The sequence below is a fragment of the Listeria aquatica FSL S10-1188 genome, assembly GCF_000525795.1.
Taxonomy (GTDB): domain Bacteria; phylum Bacillota; class Bacilli; order Lactobacillales; family Listeriaceae; genus Listeria; species Listeria aquatica.
In genome coordinates this window covers 20,340-39,116 of the sequence record NZ_AOCG01000003.1, presented here as the reverse complement: position 1 = coordinate 39,116, position 18,777 = coordinate 20,340, and the positions used below count along the sequence as shown (strand labels likewise).

General features: G+C 38.4%; 16 protein-coding genes, 2 pseudogenes and 1 other annotated feature. Of the genes and pseudogenes, 14 read left to right on the top strand and 4 right to left on the bottom strand.

Annotation, left to right across the window (positions count from 1 at the left end; genetic code table 11):
* Both MAQA_RS02700 and MAQA_RS02695 read left to right on the top strand, forming a co-directional pair.
* Complete coding sequence (locus tag MAQA_RS02700) at positions 1–768, top strand: MucBP domain-containing protein (protein ID WP_338151607.1); 768 nt, start codon at positions 1–3, stop codon at positions 766–768.
* Between the two features lie 13 nt (positions 769–781).
* Positions 782–2,089 carry an immunoglobulin-like domain-containing protein gene (locus MAQA_RS02695; RefSeq protein WP_149023286.1) on the top strand — a complete coding sequence of 436 codons (1,308 nt, stop codon included), beginning with the start codon at positions 782–784 and terminating at the stop codon, positions 2,087–2,089.
* Positions 2,090–2,129: 40 nt separating this feature from the next.
* Here the strand turns inward: MAQA_RS02695 and MAQA_RS02690 are convergent, their stop codons facing one another.
* On the bottom strand, positions 2,130–2,636 hold the full coding sequence (locus tag MAQA_RS02690; RefSeq protein WP_036071120.1) for an antibiotic biosynthesis monooxygenase: 507 nt from the start codon (positions 2,634–2,636) through the stop codon (positions 2,130–2,132).
* A gap of 165 nt (positions 2,637–2,801) precedes the next feature.
* Between MAQA_RS02690 and hemE the strand changes: the two genes are divergently transcribed.
* The 8 genes from hemE to gpmA all read left to right on the top strand — a co-directional run bounded on the left by hemE (position 2,802) and on the right by gpmA (position 10,539).
* On the top strand, positions 2,802–3,863 hold the full coding sequence (gene hemE / locus MAQA_RS02685) for a uroporphyrinogen decarboxylase (protein ID WP_036071117.1): 1,062 nt from the start codon (positions 2,802–2,804) through the stop codon (positions 3,861–3,863).
* Positions 3,860–4,795 (top strand): ferrochelatase, encoded by a 936-nt coding sequence (hemH, locus tag MAQA_RS02680; protein WP_149023285.1) that lies wholly within the window; start codon positions 3,860–3,862, stop codon positions 4,793–4,795. Before hemE ends, hemH begins: the two co-directional genes overlap by 4 nt.
* 145 nt (positions 4,796–4,940) lie before the next feature.
* Entirely contained in the window at positions 4,941–5,126 is a 186-nt protein-coding gene (locus tag MAQA_RS15170; protein ID WP_241463041.1) for a hypothetical protein, read from the top strand.
* Entirely contained in the window at positions 5,086–5,289 is a 204-nt protein-coding gene (locus tag MAQA_RS15165; RefSeq protein WP_241463040.1) for a hypothetical protein, read from the top strand. Before MAQA_RS15170 ends, MAQA_RS15165 begins: the two co-directional genes overlap by 41 nt.
* A 120-nt stretch (positions 5,290–5,409) precedes the next feature.
* The gene (locus MAQA_RS02670; protein WP_036071112.1) at positions 5,410–6,195 is read left to right on the top strand and encodes a GNAT family N-acetyltransferase; all 786 of its coding nucleotides are present in this window, start codon (positions 5,410–5,412) and stop codon (positions 6,193–6,195) included.
* 129 nt (positions 6,196–6,324) lie between these two features.
* Positions 6,325–6,996, top strand: coding sequence for a Bax inhibitor-1/YccA family protein (locus tag MAQA_RS02665; protein WP_036071110.1), 672 nt, complete (start codon positions 6,325–6,327; stop codon positions 6,994–6,996).
* A gap of 141 nt (positions 6,997–7,137) precedes the next feature.
* Positions 7,138–9,735, top strand: a complete 2,598-nt coding sequence (clpB, locus tag MAQA_RS02660; protein ID WP_036071108.1) for an ATP-dependent chaperone ClpB — start codon at positions 7,138–7,140, stop codon at positions 9,733–9,735.
* 114 nt (positions 9,736–9,849) lie between these two features.
* On the top strand, positions 9,850–10,539 hold the full coding sequence (gene gpmA / locus MAQA_RS02655; RefSeq protein ID WP_036071106.1) for a 2,3-diphosphoglycerate-dependent phosphoglycerate mutase: 690 nt from the start codon (positions 9,850–9,852) through the stop codon (positions 10,537–10,539).
* 30 nt (positions 10,540–10,569) lie between these two features.
* On the opposite strand, the gene MAQA_RS02650 is transcribed toward gpmA, so the two are convergent.
* Entirely contained in the window at positions 10,570–10,758 is a 189-nt protein-coding gene (locus MAQA_RS02650; protein WP_036071105.1) for a YjzD family protein, read from the bottom strand.
* 259 nt (positions 10,759–11,017) lie between these two features.
* Here MAQA_RS02650 and MAQA_RS02645 point away from each other — a divergent pair, with 259 nt between their 5' ends.
* The 3 genes from MAQA_RS02645 to fabF all read left to right on the top strand — a co-directional run bounded on the left by MAQA_RS02645 (position 11,018) and on the right by fabF (position 14,700).
* Positions 11,018–12,121: a glucosaminidase domain-containing protein gene (locus tag MAQA_RS02645; RefSeq protein WP_036071104.1), complete on the top strand. Its 1,104-nt coding sequence runs from the start codon at positions 11,018–11,020 to the stop codon at positions 12,119–12,121.
* A 167-nt stretch (positions 12,122–12,288) separates the two neighbouring features.
* The gene (locus MAQA_RS02640; protein WP_036071339.1) at positions 12,289–13,230 is read left to right on the top strand and encodes a beta-ketoacyl-ACP synthase III; all 942 of its coding nucleotides are present in this window, start codon (positions 12,289–12,291) and stop codon (positions 13,228–13,230) included.
* 228 nt (positions 13,231–13,458) lie between these two features.
* Positions 13,459–14,700 carry a beta-ketoacyl-ACP synthase II gene (gene fabF / locus MAQA_RS02635; protein WP_036071103.1) on the top strand — a complete coding sequence of 414 codons (1,242 nt, stop codon included), beginning with the start codon at positions 13,459–13,461 and terminating at the stop codon, positions 14,698–14,700.
* A gap of 59 nt (positions 14,701–14,759) precedes the next feature.
* Here fabF and trpS read toward each other — a convergent pair.
* A pseudogene (gene trpS / locus MAQA_RS02630) lies at positions 14,760–15,754 on the bottom strand (tryptophan--tRNA ligase).
* Positions 15,755–15,828: 74 nt separating this feature from the next.
* Positions 15,829–16,046: a binding site (T-box leader), on the bottom strand.
* A gap of 50 nt (positions 16,047–16,096) precedes the next feature.
* Complete coding sequence (locus MAQA_RS02625) at positions 16,097–16,444, bottom strand: DUF3899 domain-containing protein (RefSeq protein ID WP_036071099.1); 348 nt, start codon at positions 16,442–16,444, stop codon at positions 16,097–16,099.
* A gap of 590 nt (positions 16,445–17,034) precedes the next feature.
* Between MAQA_RS02625 and MAQA_RS02620 the strand changes: the two are divergent.
* Positions 17,035–18,712 (top strand): annotated as a pseudogene (locus MAQA_RS02620) (peptide ABC transporter substrate-binding protein).
* The last annotated feature ends 65 nt before the right edge of the window (positions 18,713–18,777 follow it).

Below are 18,777 nucleotides of genomic sequence, written 5' to 3'. Positions count from 1 at the left end.
ATTTGGTTTCAAGCGGTTCTTGCTATTTTATTAGTCTCTTCTTTACTTTTCCAGTCAGGACAAGTAAAAGCAGCAGACGTACCATCAGAAGAGACAGAACCTTCCTTTACGTTAACTGTTGAATATTTAGACAAAGATACGGGTGAAGCGTTACAGGAAGCAAAGCAATTGAATCTAAAAGAAGGGGATCCCTACCAAATTTCGGCACCAGAATTTGAGCACTACACCTTTGTCGATGCATCGAAAAGTTTGACAGGAACTATGGATCAAGAAGATCAAACCATAGTCCTTTATTATCAGAAAAAAGAACACACGCTAACAGTTCAATATATTGATAAAGATACTATGACAAAGATTCATTCAGACTATTCCACTTCATTAGAGTACGGTGAAAAGTATAGTATACCTGAATATGCAATTGACAATTATGTTTTTCAATCAGCAACAGGAGCGCCGAACGGAGTTATGCCAGATGAAGATTTGAATATAACTTTTTACTATATAAAAAACGGTTCAGGTACCCTTGATGTTAATTTGTTTACTATCAATAAAGATCAATTTGTGACGGGAAATTATAGTGGAGATGTAAGTCAAATCAGCTTAGTCATAAATAATAAATTTTATCCGTTTGTGAGTGTTTCGGGTTCTGATAATCATTTCCAATATGAGGCAAGTAAGTTGATAACAAGCCTTGCTCAAGATGTGTGGTTGTATGCATATGATAAGCATGGTAAAGAACTAGACCGAAAAAAAAGTTTCGCTAGATAGAATGCCTATTGGAATGATTACAACCAATCAATTTACGTTAGGACAATCGAGTTATGTAACAGGAAGTTATACAGGCGATACAACAAAAGTAGCGTTAGAAATCAACGGGGAGAAAAAACAAACAATCAATGTTCCAAAAGGTGGAACATATCAATATTATGCTGCTAATTTCATTCACTCGGATACTGATACGGTTTATATGATTGCTTACGATGAAACAGGCGTTGAGCTTGATCGGAAAAAAGTAAATGTTTATAGCACAACAGGGGATCTTACAGTAAATCCATTTGTTTTGGAAAAAGACCATTATATCACTGGAAGCTACACAGGTGATGTTAAGAAAGTTGCTGTTTTGTTAGACAGTGAGAAAGGACAGACAATTACAGTTCAAGAAGATGGAAGCTATAGCTATTACATCGGAAATAAGCTACAAAGTGGCCTCCATACAGCTTGGATGATTGCCTATGATGAAGTAGGAAAAGAACTGAACCGAAAACAAATAGAACTTGTCCATTACGTTACAACTGGTAGTATCAGTACAACTCCGTTTGTTCTAGAAAAAGACAGTTATGTAACAGGAACCTATGAAGGGGATGTGGCAAAAATTGCCTTAGAAGTAGATGGTGAAATGAGACAAAGCATTGCCGTTCCAAAGAATAGTCCTAACTATCGTTATTATCTTGACAAGCGAAATGAGCTTCAAACCGGAGAGCATGAAGTGAACATCGTCGCTTATGATGCAGCAGGGAAAGAACTGGACCGAAAACCGGTTGAATTAACACACTATATAACAACAGGTAGTATCAGCACGACACCGTTTGTTCTCGAAAAAGATAGCTATGTAACAGGAACCTATGAAGGGGATGTAGCAAAAATTGCCTTAGAAGTAGATGGTGAAATGAGACAAAGCATTGCCGTTCCAAAGAATAGTCCTAACTATCGTTATTATCTTGACAAGCGAAATGAACTTCAAACTGGAGAGCATGAAGTGAACATCATCGCTTATGATACAGCAGGGAAAGAACTAGACAGAAAACCGGTTGAGTTAACGCATTATATAACAAGCGGCAGTCTGAGTGTAAATCCATTTGTATTAGGAAAAGATAGTTACGTGACCGGAAGTTATACGGGAGACGTTAAAAAGGTTGCAATAGAAATTAACGGGGAGCGTGGACAAGTCATCACTGTTCCAGCGGATGGAAATTATAAGTATTATATTCGTGGGCTTCAGGCTACTGATGAAAAAATCTTTATGGTTGCTTATGACTTGTCAGGTAAAGAATTAGACCGAATAGAGCTTCCACTTAGTGTTACAGAATAAAAAAAAGAAAAAAGGAGAGGCGCCGCGCCTCTCCTTTTTCCTATTTTGCATCATGATCAAACTCAGGAAAGTGATAAGTATCGATATGTGAAAAGCCGATTTGCGTATTATTTTTTTCCATCATTTCAACGATTCGCGCATGATAAGGACTCGTTTTAAAAGTTTGATAATACATTTCTGAATCCCAAAAAGTTAAAATTAAGAATTTGTTTTGCGTAAGCGACTGTCCTAGTTGAACACACTGTAGGCCGGTAGTCTCATGAAGTGGACGTATCATTTGTTCATAGTTTTGTAGGAAGATGGGAACTTCTTCATCGCGTTGCATCATCACATATTCAAGCGTGACAAAGCCATATCCTTTCATCGTACCAGAAGATTGCAACTTGCGATATGTATTCTCTTCTTTAAAAACACTAGCTCCAGCAGTTTCGTGAAGTAAAATCGAATGCTCGTAATTTTGTAAAAGCATAATGCCTTCACCGGGATGCTCCGCTAAAATTTGACGTAAATAATGTTCCGTTCCAGAAGTAATGTAAATATATTCCATGATTTTGACCTGCTTTCTGTGAAATTATTAACCTTTACAGCTCCTTATTTTCCCATTAATACCAACTGTTAAACGTATCGAAAAGCATTCTGTTTGGTTTTAAGGTGTATTTTTAGTATCCTTAAAAGTGTGAAAAAATTAGCATTCAAGAAAGAGAGGCACCTGATGAGTAAAATAACAAACGACTTATTTCTAAAAGCCGCAAAAAGTGAGCCGGTTTCGCGAATTCCCGTCTGGTATATGCGTCAGGCAGGACGCTCCCAGCCTGAATACCGTAAACTAAAAGAAAAATATTCACTCTTTGAGATCACGCATAATCCAGAGCTATGCGCCTATGTAACTCGTTTACCGGTAGAAAACTATGGCGTAGATGCTGCGATTTTATACAAAGATATCATGACCCCGCTTGTTGGACTTGGCGTTGAAGTTGAAATTAAAAGCAACATTGGACCAGTGATCCAAAACCCAATTGAAACCATCACAGACGTTGAAAACCTCTCAGAACTTCGTCCAAAACAAGATGTTCCCTATATTTTAGACACGATCAAGCTTTTAACAGAAGAACAACTTAAAGTTCCACTCATTGGTTTTGCAGGAGCGCCTTTTACCCTTGCAAGCTATATGCTAGAAGGCGGTCCCTCAAAAAACTACTATAAAACAAAAGCGATGATGTACCGGGACCCAGCAACTTGGTATCTCTTAATGGAGAAGCTTGGCAAAATGACTTCCGACTATTTAAATGCGCAAATTGAAGCAGGCGCTAGCGCCGTTCAGTTATTTGATTCATGGGTGGGCGCTCTTAGCCGTGAAGATTACGCCGAATACATCAAACCCATCATGCGAAAAATCATCAATAGCATCAAAGTCGATCATCCAGAAGTCCCAATCGTGATGCAAGCAGTGGCATCCAGTCACTTACTGGAAGAATTTGCAGACTTAAAAGTAGATGTTGTTGGAATTGACTGGCGCATCCAAATTGATAAAGCTAGAACTTTCCTTCCAGGCAAAGCTTTGCAAGGTAATCTCGATCCGAGTTTGCTTCTTGCACCTGAAAAGTGTCTTGAAAAAACGCAAACGATTTTACGAGAAGGAAGTAAGCAACCCGGCTTTATTTTTAACCTCGGACATGGGGTGTTCCCAGAAGTAAAACCGGAAATGTTAAAACAACTAACTGAATTTGTTCATGAAAGCAGTGAAAAATTTCTAAAAAGAAGGAGAATAGAATAATGAAAACTGTAGGATTACTTGTTATGGCATACGGAACGCCATATAAAGATGAAGATATTGAACGTTACTATACAGATATTAGACACGGCAAAAAGCCGACAGAAGAAATGATAGCGGACTTGCGTAGTCGTTATCATGCGATTGGTGGACTTTCCCCGCTTGCAAAAATTACAGAAGAACAAGCTTACGGACTCGAACGCACATTAAATGAAGCTCAAAGCGATGTGAAATTTAAAGCTTACATAGGCCTAAAACACATCGAGCCGTTCATTGAAGATGCGGTGAAGGAAATGTATCAAGACGGAATTGAAGAAGCCGTATCCATCGTTCTTGCCCCTCATTATTCGAGCTTCAGCGTAGCTTCTTATAATAAGCGAGCACAAGAAGAGAGTGAAGCAATCGGTGGACCAAAAATTATTTCCATTAATGATTGGTATAAAAATCCACTCTTTATCAAAATGTGGGCGGATCGAATTGATCAAACAGCAGAAGAAATTCCAGAAAATGAACTAGAGGATACAGTACTTGTTGTATCAGCGCACAGCTTGCCAGAGAAAATCAAACAATTCGGTGATCCGTATCCCGATCAACTAAAAGAAACAGCGGAACTGATTTTTAAAGAAGTGAAAGTTCCGCATTACGCGCTTGGATGGCAAAGCGAAGGGAAAACAGGAGAACCTTGGCTTGGGCCAGATGTTCAAGATTTAACTCGAGACCTTTATGACAAGCATCACTACAAGCATTTTATCTACGCACCAGTCGGTTTTGTCGCAGAACACCTAGAAGTTCTTTACGATAATGACTATGAATGTAAAGTAGTCACAGACGAAATTGGAGCAAGCTATCATCGGCCCAAAATGCCAAATGCCGATCCGGAATTTTTAAACGTCTTGAAATCGGTCGTTTTGGATGCATATTCTGAAAATCATTAAAAAAGAGCCATTTGGCTCTTTTTTAATGCAATTACGTGAAAACGATTTCTTATTTTTTAGTAGAATACTATTCTACTTTAATCAGATTCTCATTTTTGTTGGGCATAATGAACAAGTACAATAAATCAGCGAGGAGGATAAACAAATGGAAACGCTGAATGAAATAAAACAAATGATGGAAAACATGACAATTTACATGTCAATAAATGGATATACAAAGAGAAGCTTCGCGAAAGCAACGGGAATCTCTCAAAATACATTCACGGCAATGACAAGTGGAAAAATCAAAAATGAAAAAAAAAGCAGAGCGCTACATAGAGCAAGCGACTGAGAAATTAAATCTTGAACGAGATTATTTTAAAAAATCACGTGAAGAAATTATGCAAGCTCCGATTAATTATTTAGATGAAGAAAAATTGCATACAGGTAATGAGAAATTTAATGCCCTTAGTTTACTTCTTAAAATTGGTGAAATCCATTACAAATGGGAATAAAGCAACGGACGTGAAACGAAACATTTCGCGTCCGTTTTTTTTGTTGTTGACTAATTAGGTGATTTCAACTAAAATAGAACCAATTTTGAGGCTAGTTATTTTGGATTGGGAGTGAAGTACTTGATTAAAAAGCTGACGGCGTCAGATGACCAGAAACTGAAAGCACTGCTTAAACCGAAAGCTCTATTGAATATTTTTATTCTTGGAGATATCGAAAATTTTGGTTATGATCATGAGTTTATTGACATCTGGGGGGATTACGATGCAGAAGGAGAGCTTCGAGCTTGCTTGCTTCGGTTTGACCGGAATTTTCTACCTTACACGAAAACAGACGATTTTGACGCAGCAGGATTTGCAGAACTTATTCAAGAATATGACAATACAATGATAAGTGGAATGCCACGTGCGACGGCTCCGCTTGAAAAGCTTATTCCAGAGTTAAGTGAAAAAAGTCACAAATCACACTTCTGCAAATGCGAGAACGCCAGTATGATGGATGCTAATGGAGAAGTTATTATTCGTTCGGCTATAAAAGAAGAAGTTAGTGAAATCATCGAACTGAGGAAAAAAATCAAGGAATTTGGCGAGCGAAATGAAAATGAAGAATTAATCACAGCACAACTAGAACAAGGCTCAAAACGAATTTATTACATTGAACAAGACGGGAAAATCGTATCCGTTGCCGAATCCACTGCAGAAAATTCTCTTTCGGCAATGATTGTTGGCGTAGCGACACTTGCGGAATATCGTGGACAAGGTTTTGCTAGCACCATTATGAAGCGACTTTGTTGTGATTTGCTAGCAGAAGGGAAGACTCCTTGCTTGTTTTACGATAACCCGGTAGCTGGAAAAATGTACCGCAAAATCGGCTTTACAGACGTAGGGGACTACACCCTATATCGTTAAAGCAAGAAACAAAAGACGTGGCCTTTTCATATCGAAGAGGCTATTTTTTATAAAACTGGACTGTAGTTGTATAGAAATTTGAGCGATATTTGCTATACTAGAAGAAATAGCGAACGAGGAGAGATGGAAATGAATGAAGTGAAAGCACATCAAGTTGAAGCAAGTAGAACAGCATCCAAACAAGTGATTATGCAAAAAGTTTTAAACTGGTTTGTTATTTCACTGTTAGTTGCGACAATTGGAGCAGCAGTTGGGAACTCACTCGATCCAAGTTGGTTTATCCCACTTGTGATTTTAGAATTTGTTTTTCTTATTGCAGCTATCTTAGTACGCCGGAGTAAAACAGCAAACCGAACATGGGGCTTCCCACTTTTGCTCGGCTTCGCATTTGTAACAGGTTTAATGACCGGTCCAACGCTTACCTACTTCTTTACAGCTGGAGCAGGAATGGCTGTTTTACTTGCATTCGTGACAGCATCCGTAACCTTTACAGTTTTAGGCTTTGTAGGGGCAAAAATGAAAAAAGATTTACAATTTCTTAGTTCGGCTTTATTTGCCGCACTGATTATTTTAGTTTTGTTTTCTTTATTTGGTTTATTTGTTCCGATCGGTGGAATGACAACGATCATTGCTGGATTCGGTACCTTGCTGTTTTCTGTTTACATTTTATTTGATTTTAACCAAATTATGAAGCGAGATGTCTCACTTGATGATGTGCCGATGCTCTCATTAAGTTTGTATCTGGATTTTCTTAATCTGTTTTTATATCTACTTCAACTTTTCGCAGGTTCACGGGACTAATTAAAGTCACTAGGGGATTTTCCTCTAGTGATTTTTTTACAAAATAAGTGGGTATACTATTAGACAAAGTAGATAATATCTTTTATAATTAACTTAAAGGTCAAAAAAGGTCAAACTTATTTTCCAAAAGGAGGACCAAGAATGGAAATGCAAAAATTTACCCAGCAAGTTCAAGAAACCATCGCAGAAGCGCAAAAACTTGCTGTAGAAAAAGAGCATCAAGCGATCGATGTTGCACATGTTTTTAAAATACTTTTACAAGAAAGCGACTTTGCCAAACGGGTATATGAAGTGGCAGAAGTTGATACTGAAAAATTAAATCAAAAAGTTAATGAAGAACTAGATAAAATCCCAGCGGTAATGGGAACTAGTGTTAAATACGGAGAATCGATGAGTAATGAATTATACCAACTGATTATCCGTGCTGAAGAAGAAGAAAAAGAATTGCAAGATGAATTTATATCGACAGAACACTTACTTCTTGCAGTAATGGAACAAAAAGAAAATCCTGTCACGAAAGAAATTTTAGCAGAAGGTAAAACAAAGAAAACAATTTTAGACGCTGTTCAAGCAATTAGAGGAGGAAAAAGAGTGACTAGCCAGAATGCAGAAGAAAACTATGAAGCACTATCTAAATATGGTCGCGATCTTGTAGCTGAAGTTCGGAGTGGCAAGCTTGATCCGGTAATTGGTCGTGATACTGAAATTCGAAATGTAATCCGAATTTTGTCACGTAAAACTAAAAATAATCCAGTACTAATCGGAGAACCAGGTGTTGGTAAAACAGCAATTGTAGAAGGACTTGCGCAACGTATTGTACGTAAAGACGTGCCAGAAGGATTGAAAGATAAAACGATTATTTCACTGGACTTAGGATCGCTCATCGCAGGAGCAAAATACCGTGGTGAATTTGAAGAACGACTGAAAGCAGTCTTGCAAGAAGTAAAAGAATCTGACGGTCAAATACTTCTATTCATTGACGAAATCCATACGATCGTTGGCGCAGGAAAGACTGAGGGAGCTATGGATGCCGGCAATATGCTTAAACCAATGCTTGCTCGTGGCGAACTTCACTGTATTGGAGCAACAACACTTGATGAATATCGCCAGTATATTGAAAAAGATGCCGCACTAGAGCGCCGTTTCCAAAAAGTGCTAGTTCCAGAACCAACCGTAGAAGATACAGTATCCATTTTACGTGGTTTAAAAGAACGCTTTGAAATCCATCACGGCGTTAATATCCATGATAATGCACTTGTCGCAGCAGCAACACTTTCAAACCGTTATATCACCGATCGCTTTTTGCCAGATAAAGCCATTGACTTAATTGATGAAGCTTGTGCAACGATTCGTGTGGAAATTGATTCAATGCCAAGTGAGCTTGACGAAGTCACGCGTAAAGTGATGCAGCTAGAAATCGAAGAAGCAGCATTAAAAGAAGAAAAAGATCCAGCAAGCGAACGTCGGCTTGAAATGCTTCAACGTGAACTAGCCGATTATAAAGAAGAAGCCAACAAAATGAAATCAAAATGGGAAAACGAGAAAGGCGAAATCGGTAAAATCCGTGAAATGCGCGAACAAATTGATGCGATGCGTCATGAACTAGAAGAAGCAGAAAATAACTATGACTTGACACGTGCCGCGGAATTGCGACATGGTAAAATTCCAGCAGCAGAAAAAGAACTAGCAGAGCTCGAAAAACAAAATCGTGAAAAGACACAAAATGAAGACCGATTGTTGCAAGAAGCGGTGACAGAAAACGAAATCGCCGAGATTATTGGACGCTGGACTGGGATTCCCGTTACGAAATTAGTTGAAGGTGAACGCGAAAAACTGCTTAAATTGAGCGATGCCCTTCATGAAAAGGTAATCGGACAAGATCAAGCGGTTGATCTTGTAAGTGATGCGGTGCTCCGGGCACGCGCCGGAATCAAAGATCCAAAGCGCCCAATTGGTTCCTTTATTTTCCTTGGTCCAACAGGTGTTGGGAAAACAGAACTCGCCAAAGCACTCGCCTATAATATGTTCGATTCAGAAGACCATATGATTCGAATCGACATGTCTGAGTACATGGAAAAGCATTCCGTTTCTCGTCTTGTTGGGGCACCTCCAGGCTATGTTGGCTATGAAGAAGGCGGTCAGCTAACAGAAGCCGTACGTCGTAACCCGTATTCCATCATTTTGCTGGATGAAATTGAAAAGGCTCATCCAGATGTGTTTAACATTCTTTTGCAAGTTTTGGATGACGGTCGAATTACGGATTCGCAAGGCCGGATGGTTGATTTTAAGAATACAGTCATTATCATGACGAGTAATATTGGCTCAACAATGCTTCTCGAACGAGCTGAAAGCGGAGAAATTTCGGATGAGCTTGAGCAAGATGTTCTAGCTACTCTCGAAGCTTCTTTTAAACCTGAATTTTTGAATCGGGTAGATGATATTATCTTATTCAAACCATTGACACTTGAAAATATTAAGGGAATCGTGGAAAAACTTGTAGATGAACTTCAAGATAGACTTGAAGCACAAGAAATCCACATTGCCATTTCCGATGAAGCGAAGAGCTTTATTGCAGAAGAAGCCTATGATCCTGTTTACGGGGCGCGCCCGCTTAAACGGTATTTGGTTCGCCACGTTGAGACACCACTTGCACGTGCGATTGTGTCGGGAGAGGTAATGCCGCATTCTACCGTTGAAATTGGCTTAGACAATGGAGCGTTCACTTTTAATACAAAATAAATTGCTGAAAAGAGAGTCTCTTGTTTTTTTTTGCAAGAGGCTTTTTTATGTTTGAAATCTGAAAACAAGGGAATTTTAAGGAGGAAAAGGTTAAGTTCGAAAGGATGAGGAAAAATGAAACTGGTTTTAATTCGCCACGGACAAAGTGAATGGAATAAACTCAACTTGTTTACCGGCTGGCATGATGTTGATTTGTCGGAGCAAGGGGTAGAAGAAGCTAAAACAGCGGGAAAACGCATTAAAGCAGCAGGACTTGAATTTGATGTTGCTTTCACATCCGTTTTAACGCGTGCAATTAAAACACTTGATTATGCACTTGAAGAATCAGGCCAACTCTGGGTGCCGGTACATAAGTCTTGGCGACTCAATGAACGGCATTACGGTGCGCTTCAAGGCTTAAATAAAAAAGAAACGGCGGAAAAATATGGTGCCGATCAAGTCCAACTTTGGCGTCGTAGCTATGATACACTTCCTCCATTATTAGAGGAAAACGATGAGCGCCAAGCAAAAAATGATCGTCGTTATCAACTTTTAGATACACATGCAATTCCTTCGGGTGAAAATCTAAAGGTAACACTTGAGCGTGTAATCCCATATTGGATGGATACGATTGCGCCAGAAATCAAATCAGGTAAACGTGTGATTATTGCTGCACACGGGAATAGCTTGCGGGCACTTGTGAAGTTCTTAGAAGGAATCAGTGATGATGCAATTATGGAACTTGAAATCCCGACAGGTGTACCACTGGTTTATGAATTAGATGAAGATTTAAAACCAACAAATAAATATTATCTAGATAAATAAAAAAGCGCTCCGTTTTTACGGAGTGCTTTTTTATTTGATGTCGTAAATTTCACTGTCCTTAGGCATGAGGGCAGGAATAATTAGAACGAATACAGAAATTCCAACCGTTAGAATTAATCCGGTTGTGAAACTAAACGGTACAGAAAGCATTGATGAAAGAACGAATTCAGCCATCATTGATAGGAAAAATACCCAAACAACTGTAACGATATAGCGCATGAGAAACACCTCATTTCACATCATTCAATACAATCATTCTAGCACAAAATAAGCATGATTGACAACATATGAGAAAGCTAGTAATATCTTTTTGGATAAAGAAATATCTAACTATTTATCTTTTATTTGTATTCAATTTGACATGAAACTGTCATTAGATACTTACTAAACTAACATAAATGTTTGGTACAATGTATCAAGGCTTATTAGTCAAAAAAGAAACTAAAACACTCGAAGAACAGGATGTGCTCGAAGTAGAATGAAAAAATGGAAATTAGCGCTTGCGGCTTTTATTACAGCAGCAGGAATAAGCGCACCACTTGCAGCAACACAAGCGGAGGCAGCAGATAAAGTAGCTATTCAGGCGTCTCTGCAGAAAATGACGTTAACACAAAGACAATTTATTCAAGATATCGCGCCAAAAGCGCAGGAATTGCAAAAGAAATATCAAGTATTGAGTAGTGTCTCGCTTGCTCAAGCGATTGTCGAATCAAATTGGGGAAACAGCGGGCTTTCAACAGAAGCCAATAATTTGTTCGGTATCAAAGGCTCTTACAATGGTTCATCTGTCACAATGTCGACAAAAGAATATAGCGGTGATGAGGTACAACAAATTGATGCCGCTTTTCGCGCTTATCCAGACCGAGAAGCGTCTCTCGAAGATCATACCTTACTGTTTGTAAATGGAACAAGCGGAAATCCATCTTTATATCATGCTGTCATAGGAGAAAATGACTATAAAAAAGCAGCGCTAGCGATCCAAGAAGCTGGTTATGCTACAGATCCAAACTATGCAGCAGTTTTGACGGAAACCGTTGAAATGTTTGGATTAACTGCATATGATGACATTTATGATCACATGAAAAAGGAAGAGAATATGCTCGCGTATGGCACTGTTCAAGAACCAAAAGACTATGACGTTTGGAGTTTGCCAAGTGGGATGAAAGATGCGGAAAAAGTGGCTTCTACGGCCTCTATAAAAGAAAAACAACTTCGTGTAGGGAAAAAAGCAGAAATGCAAAACGGTAGTCACTGGTTTGAAATTTACGACGAACAAGATAACCGGATCGGCTGGCTAGAAGAAAACGCGATGGATATTTTCTACACAACTAAAAGTGAAAAAGAGTTTGACTTAAAGAAGTATATCATCGATTCTGATCAAAAAATTTATCGCTATCCAGTAGAGGATTCCAAACGCGTGGTTGGTGAAATGAAGACCTATCAAGGTGAGAAGTTAGAAATTGATCGCCGAGCAGATGTTAAAAATGAATACTGGTATCGTTTTAAAGACAAAGACGGCCAAGTTGTTGGCTGGTCAAAAGCGCCAGGATTCTCTGATAACAATCCAAATAAAAAGAAATAAACGCATTTGATGCCCTTTAGTTGTACGCTTTTATGCAAAGTGAAGCACTAGAGGGCTTTTATGATGTCAAAAGAAAGAATGGTTGCCAAAAAAACGGCGTTCTGTTAAAATTAGTACCAGGTCATAAAAACAGCTTTTTAAATTCGTTCAAATATGGGGGAATCGTAATGAATGCAGGAATTCTAGGAGTAGGGAAATACACACCCGAAAGAATCTTAACAAATTTTGATTTAGAAAAAATGATGGACACATCAGATGAATGGATTAAAACAAGAACTGGAATTGAAGAAAGACGCATTGCTCGCGATGATGAATATACACATGATATGGCATACGAAGCAGCTAAAGAGGCAATTGAAAATGCAGGTTTAACTCCAGAGGATATTGATTTAATTATTGTCGCAACAGTTACTCAGGAAGCTAACTTCCCTTCTGTTGGAAATATCATCCAAGATCGTTTAGGCGCAAAGCATGCGGCTGCAATGGATCTTGAAGCGGCTTGTTCTGGTTTCACTTACGGAATTGTAACAGGAGCACAGTTCATTCAAACAGGCGCTTATAAACATGTTGTCGTAGTGGGGGCGGATAAGCTTTCCAAAATTACTGATTGGGATGATCGAAGTACCGCTGTCTTGTTTGGAGACGGAGCAGGTGCTGTTGTGATGGGGCCGGTTTCAGAAGACAAGGGACTTCTTTCCTTTGTGCTTGGATCAGATGGTTCAGGTGGTAAGTACCTCAACTTGAAAGAAGAAAACGACAAACTTTATATGAATGGACGCGAAGTTTTCCGCTTTGCTGTTCGAAAAATGGGGGATGCTTCACTTGAAGTTCTTGAAAAAGCTGGACTTCAAAAAGAAGATTTAGATTTATTGATTCCTCACCAAGCAAATATTCGAATCATGGAAGCTTCAAGAGAGCGCCTAGGCCTGCCAGAAGAAAAAATGATCAAGACGGTTCAAAAATACGGAAACACTTCTGCCTCTTCTATTGCGCTTGCGCTTGTGGATGCGGTTCAAGAAGGCCGTGTGAAAGATGGCGATAATCTGCTACTTGTTGGTTTTGGTGGGGGGTTAACTTGGGGAGCGCTTGTGATTCGCTTTGGTAAATAAATTAAAATAGGGGTGCGCAAAACGATTATGAATTATGTCGAAGTAGGCGCATCCTTTCTTTTTTTATGATATAATAATAGCGGCTTTATGGTCGCTTCAATAGAAATTGAAATTTTATTTTGTTCTTTTATTTTGTTTTTTTCTATGATTGAGGCAACCGTTTCAAAAAATGACTCCTGATTAACAGAAGTTATTTTTTCATGAGCTCAAAAACAAGGAGATGAGAAAATGGAGAAAAGAAGAGTCGTTGTTACTGGAGTTGGAGCTGTTACGCCAATTGGGAATGACGCGGAAACAGCATGGGATAATGCCAAGAAAGGTGTAAACGGTGTGGCTCCACTTACTCGTTTAAACCCAGAAGATTTTCCAGTCAAAATCGCAGCTGAACTAAAAGACTTTGATGTCGAAAAATATATTGACAAAAAAGAAGCGCGCAAAATGGACCGTTTCACTCATTATGCGATTGCAGGTGCAGAGATGGCGCTCCAAGATGCAAACTTTACGGTAGATGACACAAATGCGGAACGTGTGGGTGTTTGGATTGGTTCTGGAATTGGCGGAATGGAAACCTTTGAGACCCAATATGAAACTTATAGAACACGCGGCCTTCGTCGTGTGAGTCCGTTTTTTGTGCCAATGATGATTCCGGATATGGCATCTGGACAAGTTTCAATTCGGTTTGGAACAAAAGGGATCAATACGGCAACTGTAACAGCCTGCGCAACAGGAACCAATTCAATTGGAGATGCGTTCAAGGTGATTGAGCGCGGTGATGCAGACGTGATGATTAGCGGTGGAACTGAAGCACCAATTACGAAGATGTCGCTTGCTGGATTCTGCGCGAACAAAGCTTTATCGCTTAACCCAGATCCTGAAACTGCATGTCGACCGTTTGATAAAGACCGGGATGGATTTATTATCGGTGAGGGTGCAGGGATTGTTATCCTGGAAGAATACGAACATGCCAAAGCACGTGGGGCTAAAATTTACGCCGAAATTATTGGTTATGGTGCAACAAGTGATGCTTACCATATTACAGCTCCAGCACCAAATGGAGAAGGCGCTGCCCGTGCGATGAAACAGGCACTAGAAGATGCCGATGTGAAACCAGAAGAAGTGGATTATATCAATGCACACGGAACAAGTACTGGCTACAATGATAAGTATGAAACGGCAGCAGTAAAAACTATTTTCAAAGACTATGCTAAAGACTTGCTTATCAGTTCTACAAAATCAATGACTGGCCATACGTTAGGAGCGTCTGGCGGAATTGAAGCAATCTTCTCGGTTCTTGCTATTCGTGACAGTGTTGTGCCACCAACGATTCATTTGAAAAACCCAGATCCTGAATGTGATCTAGATTATGTGGCAAATGAATCACGGGAAAAAGATGTGACAATAGCAATGTCGAATTCATTCGGCTTTGGTGGTCATAATGCAACGCTTGTCTTTAAAAAGGTAACAGATTAATCATGTTAAAAAAGTCGGCTAGATGCAAAAACATCTAGCCGACTTCTTTTTTTATTTTATTAGCGACGTTTGCGCCCAAGTCCCATAGCATTTTCCATTTTGCGTAACGTTTTATTCGCTTTTATTCTAGCTTTTTCTGCACCTTCGTCTAAGAGGCGGTCAAGCTCCTCAGAATTGAGAAAGTATTCATAGCGCTCCTGGATAGGGGCTAATTCAGCGACAACCGCTTCTGCTAAATCATTCTTGAAATCGCCATATCCTTTATCTGCATATTGAGCCTCTAAGTCCTTGATCGCTTTCCCAGTGAGTGAAGAATAAATTGCTAATAAGTTCGAGACTCCCGGTTTGTTTTCTTTATCATAGGCAATAACGCCAGAGGAATCAGTTACAGCACTTTTTAATTTTTTTTCGTTATCACATTTGGTGGATCTAATAAATAAATCGCTCCCTTAGTATTTTCATCTGATTTGCTCATTTTTTTAGTGGGTTCCTGAAGCGACATGACACGGGCGCCTTGTTTAGGCACATACATTTCGGGAACTGTGAAGATATCATTGTGCTTGTTATTAAAACGAATAGCAAGATCGCGTGTAAGCTCGATATGCTGCTTTTGGTCTTCGCCAACTGGCACAAGGTTGGTTTGATAAAGTAAAATATCTGCTGCCATAAGCGGTGGATAAGTAAGAAGACCAGCGCTAACACCAGCTTTTCCAGCCGATTTGTCTTTAAATTGAGTCATGCGTTCTAATTCACCAATGTAGACATTACATTGTAAGATCCAAGCCGCTTGTGCGTGAGCAGGAACCTCAGATTGAACAAAAAGAGTAGATTTTTCTGGGTCTAGTCCAACAGCCAAATAAAGTGCAGCAAGACTACGAATTTGCTTACGTAGCTTTAACCGATCTTGTGGAACAGTAATTGCGTGTTCATCGACGATACAATAATAACAATCAAATTCATCTTGAAACTGACCAAATTGTTTTAACGCGCCGATGTAATTTCCAAGTGTTAAGTCACCACTTGGTTGAATGCCTGAAAAGATGATCTTTTTCATTGTTTTTCCTCCTTAACGATACCTAACATTTCATGAAATAAAAAAATCGCCTCTAGCTAGAATTTTTAGTTCTAGCTAGGGACGAATTTATTTTCCGCGGTGCCACCCTGTTACTTCTTGCCATTGCAAAAAGCACTTAAAAAAAAGATAACGGCTTTATGCCGCTGACGGCTACTTTTCGTGTTCACAGTCAGTCCTCAGGAAGCCCATTCGACTCAGCCCATTTATCTGTTTTCACCATCCACAGACTCTCTAGAAAAAGAAACTGAATGTACTTTTCTTCCGTGTTAACGCATCGTATATAATGACTTAAGTCTATCAATTTAATGAGCAACTGTCAAACTACAAATAGTATAAAACAAGGGATAACATACTACTTAAAAATACAATAATACTACTCAAAATCATGTCTGCATAGGGTAATCCCACAAGTTCAGAAAGCATCATGTCAGAGAATTCATTCTCTTCATCGCCACGGATTTTCCGCGCTACTTTTCGAAAACCATAATGTACACGGTCAAGAAAGCCGCTGCGCATAATGTAAACGAGTAGTCCTATAAGAAAAGCAATAAAACTAACATAAAAAGAGATATTGATGTAATGGAGAAGAGAAATCCCTGTGCCAAAAAGAAGAATGGCGAAAATAATTAATTCTTGAATTAGTAAATAAATAAATGTCCGCTTAAGCAATATCGTCACCTCGAAATTGGAATCGTACTAACTTTAGCATAAAATGAATGAAAACTCTAATTGTTCGTGAGCAATTAGAGTTTTTTGAAAAAAAGCTCAATCGACTTCGATTAGAAATACTCTTAGAAAAAAAAATTAAAAAAAATAATTGTACTCATTTTGGGTTGTACCAAGGGTTTTCTCGGTTTTGAACAAAACAATTGAAATTTTTATATAGACAAGTGTTAAAAAAAAGTATATAAATAAAGATAATCCTATTTTAATTCGGGATTAATCAAATTTTCACTTTGCTCTAAAAATGACGATTGTAAATTTAAATGTTGGTAAGGGAATAAAGTTGTTTGATTAAACTAATCTTATTTTCTGAAAACTTAATCAATGTAAAATTATTAACAAAAAACAAGGCGTAGAGCGTTCTTTTGAATTGATTCAATTGTCTAACTTTTTCGTTATAATAAATTTTTTAACAAATTGAAACTTTCATCCTGTTTCGTTTAATTGATTAAAAATAATTTACAAATCTTTAATTATTAGAGTATAATTATAAGTGAAACAATTTTTCAGAAAAATAAAAAAGGGAGGTATATTTAGTGAAGAAATCTAAATTATTTTTAGCACTTGGATTTACACTAACGCTGAGCTTAGGTCTTGCAGCTTGTGGAGGAGGAAGTTCTTCAAGTTCAGATAGCAAGAGCACTAACTCTGGCAAAGCTTCTGGAGAGCAAGTACTTAATTTAGCAGAGAGCGCATTAATTCCATCGGCAGATAGTTCAAAAGCGGATGATCAGGTGGGGTTAAACGTACTTAACCAAACAAATGAAGGGCTTTATGCACTTGATAAGGATGGTAAACCAGCCATTGCCGGCGCTGCTGAAGATCCAAAAATTAGTGACGATAAGACAGTTTATACCTTCAAATTGCGTAGTGACGCAAAATGGTCTAATGGGGATCCTGTAACAGCAAATGACTATGTGTTTGCTTGGAAACGTGCCGTTAATCCAGATACTGCTGCAACCTATTCCTATCTATTTGATGCCATTAAAAATGGTAGCGATATTGTAGCTGGTAAGAAGAAACCTGAAGAATTAGGAGTTAAAGCAGTTGATGATACAACGCTTGAAGTAACGCTTTCGAAACCGACAGCCTACATCAATTCTCTTTTTGCATTCCCAACTTTCTTCCCGCTTAATGAAAAATTTGTAACTGAAAAAGGCGATAAATTCGCTCAAAACAGTGATAACATTTTATATAACGGTCCTTTCCAATTAAAAGATTGGACAGGAACAAACAAAAAATGGACATATGTGAAAAATGATAAGTACTGGGATAAGAAAAACGTGAAATTGAAACAAATCAATGTTCAAGTTGTTCAAGATGCTGGTACTGGTGTTAACCTTTATAATACAGGGAAGATCGATCGAACTGTATTAAGTGCTGAATATGCCGCTCAAAATAAGAGCAATAAAGACTATGTAGTTGTGAATGACTCATCCACTTTCTACATCAAATTTAACCAAGAACGCAAAGGTGAAAAAACACCACTTGCAAATAAAAACATCCGTAAGGCACTTGCCCTTTCAATTGACAAGAAATCTTACGTAGATACTGTACTTCAAAACGGTTCTAAACCTGCTAATAACTTGGTGCCACCTGAATTCACTTTCGATCCGAAAAATGATGAGGATTATGTGAAAGAATCCGGTGCACACTTGAAATATGATAAAGCCGAAGCTAAAAAAGCTTGGAAACAAGGCTTGAAAGAACTTGGAACAGATAAAATTTCACTTGAATTTACAAGTGATGACACAGAAAATGCGAAAAAATCTTCTGAGTTTATCCAAAACCAACTTGAAAAAAATCTTGATGGTTTAACAGTTAAACTTAAAAACGTTCCATTTAAAGTTCGTTTGCAAAATGACCAAAATCAAGACTATGATTTCTCAATGAGTGGGTGGGGTCCTGACTATCAAGATCCATCGACATTCTTGGATCTATTCAAAACAGGTGGTTCGCAAAACAGAATGAGTTATTCGAACTCTGATTATGATAAGATTCTTCAAGATGCGGCTGTTACTTATGCTGCTGAACCGCAAAAACGTTGGGATGAAATGGTTAAAGCTGAAAACATCTTGCTTACAGATGATGTAGCGATCCAACCGCTTTATCACCGCGCTAATGCATACTTGCAAAAAGAATTACATCAAAAACTTACAAAAAAATCCATTTGGTCCAGACTATACGTACAAAAATACGTATTTGACTAAATAAAGTATATCTGTAAGAAATACTTGATTGAAACGAGAGAGTATATTTCGGTATACTCTCTCCTTTTT

What these genes read in the sequence shown, in the direction of transcription:
- clpB (WP_036071108.1), top strand. Translation starts at nt 7,138, where the DNA reads ATGGAAATGCAAAAATTTACCCAGCAAGTTCAAGAAACCATCGCAGAA.
- MAQA_RS02650 (WP_036071105.1), bottom strand. Translation starts at nt 10,758, where the DNA reads ATGCGCTATATCGTTACAGTTGTTTGGGTATTTTTCCTATCAATGATG.
- hemE (WP_036071117.1), top strand. Translation starts at nt 2,802, where the DNA reads ATGAGTAAAATAACAAACGACTTATTTCTAAAAGCCGCAAAAAGTGAG.
- MAQA_RS02640 (WP_036071339.1), top strand. Translation starts at nt 12,289, where the DNA reads ATGAATGCAGGAATTCTAGGAGTAGGGAAATACACACCCGAAAGAATC.
- MAQA_RS02695 (WP_149023286.1), top strand. Translation starts at nt 782, where the DNA reads ATGATTACAACCAATCAATTTACGTTAGGACAATCGAGTTATGTAACA.
- MAQA_RS02690 (WP_036071120.1), bottom strand. Translation starts at nt 2,636, where the DNA reads ATGGAATATATTTACATTACTTCTGGAACGGAACATTATTTACGTCAA.
- gpmA (WP_036071106.1), top strand. Translation starts at nt 9,850, where the DNA reads ATGAAACTGGTTTTAATTCGCCACGGACAAAGTGAATGGAATAAACTC.
- MAQA_RS02665 (WP_036071110.1), top strand. Translation starts at nt 6,325, where the DNA reads ATGAATGAAGTGAAAGCACATCAAGTTGAAGCAAGTAGAACAGCATCC.
- MAQA_RS15170 (WP_241463041.1), top strand. Translation starts at nt 4,941, where the DNA reads ATGGAAACGCTGAATGAAATAAAACAAATGATGGAAAACATGACAATT.
- MAQA_RS02645 (WP_036071104.1), top strand. Translation starts at nt 11,018, where the DNA reads ATGAAAAAATGGAAATTAGCGCTTGCGGCTTTTATTACAGCAGCAGGA.
- fabF (WP_036071103.1), top strand. Translation starts at nt 13,459, where the DNA reads ATGGAGAAAAGAAGAGTCGTTGTTACTGGAGTTGGAGCTGTTACGCCA.
- MAQA_RS15165 (WP_241463040.1), top strand. Translation starts at nt 5,086, where the DNA reads ATGAAAAAAAAAGCAGAGCGCTACATAGAGCAAGCGACTGAGAAATTA.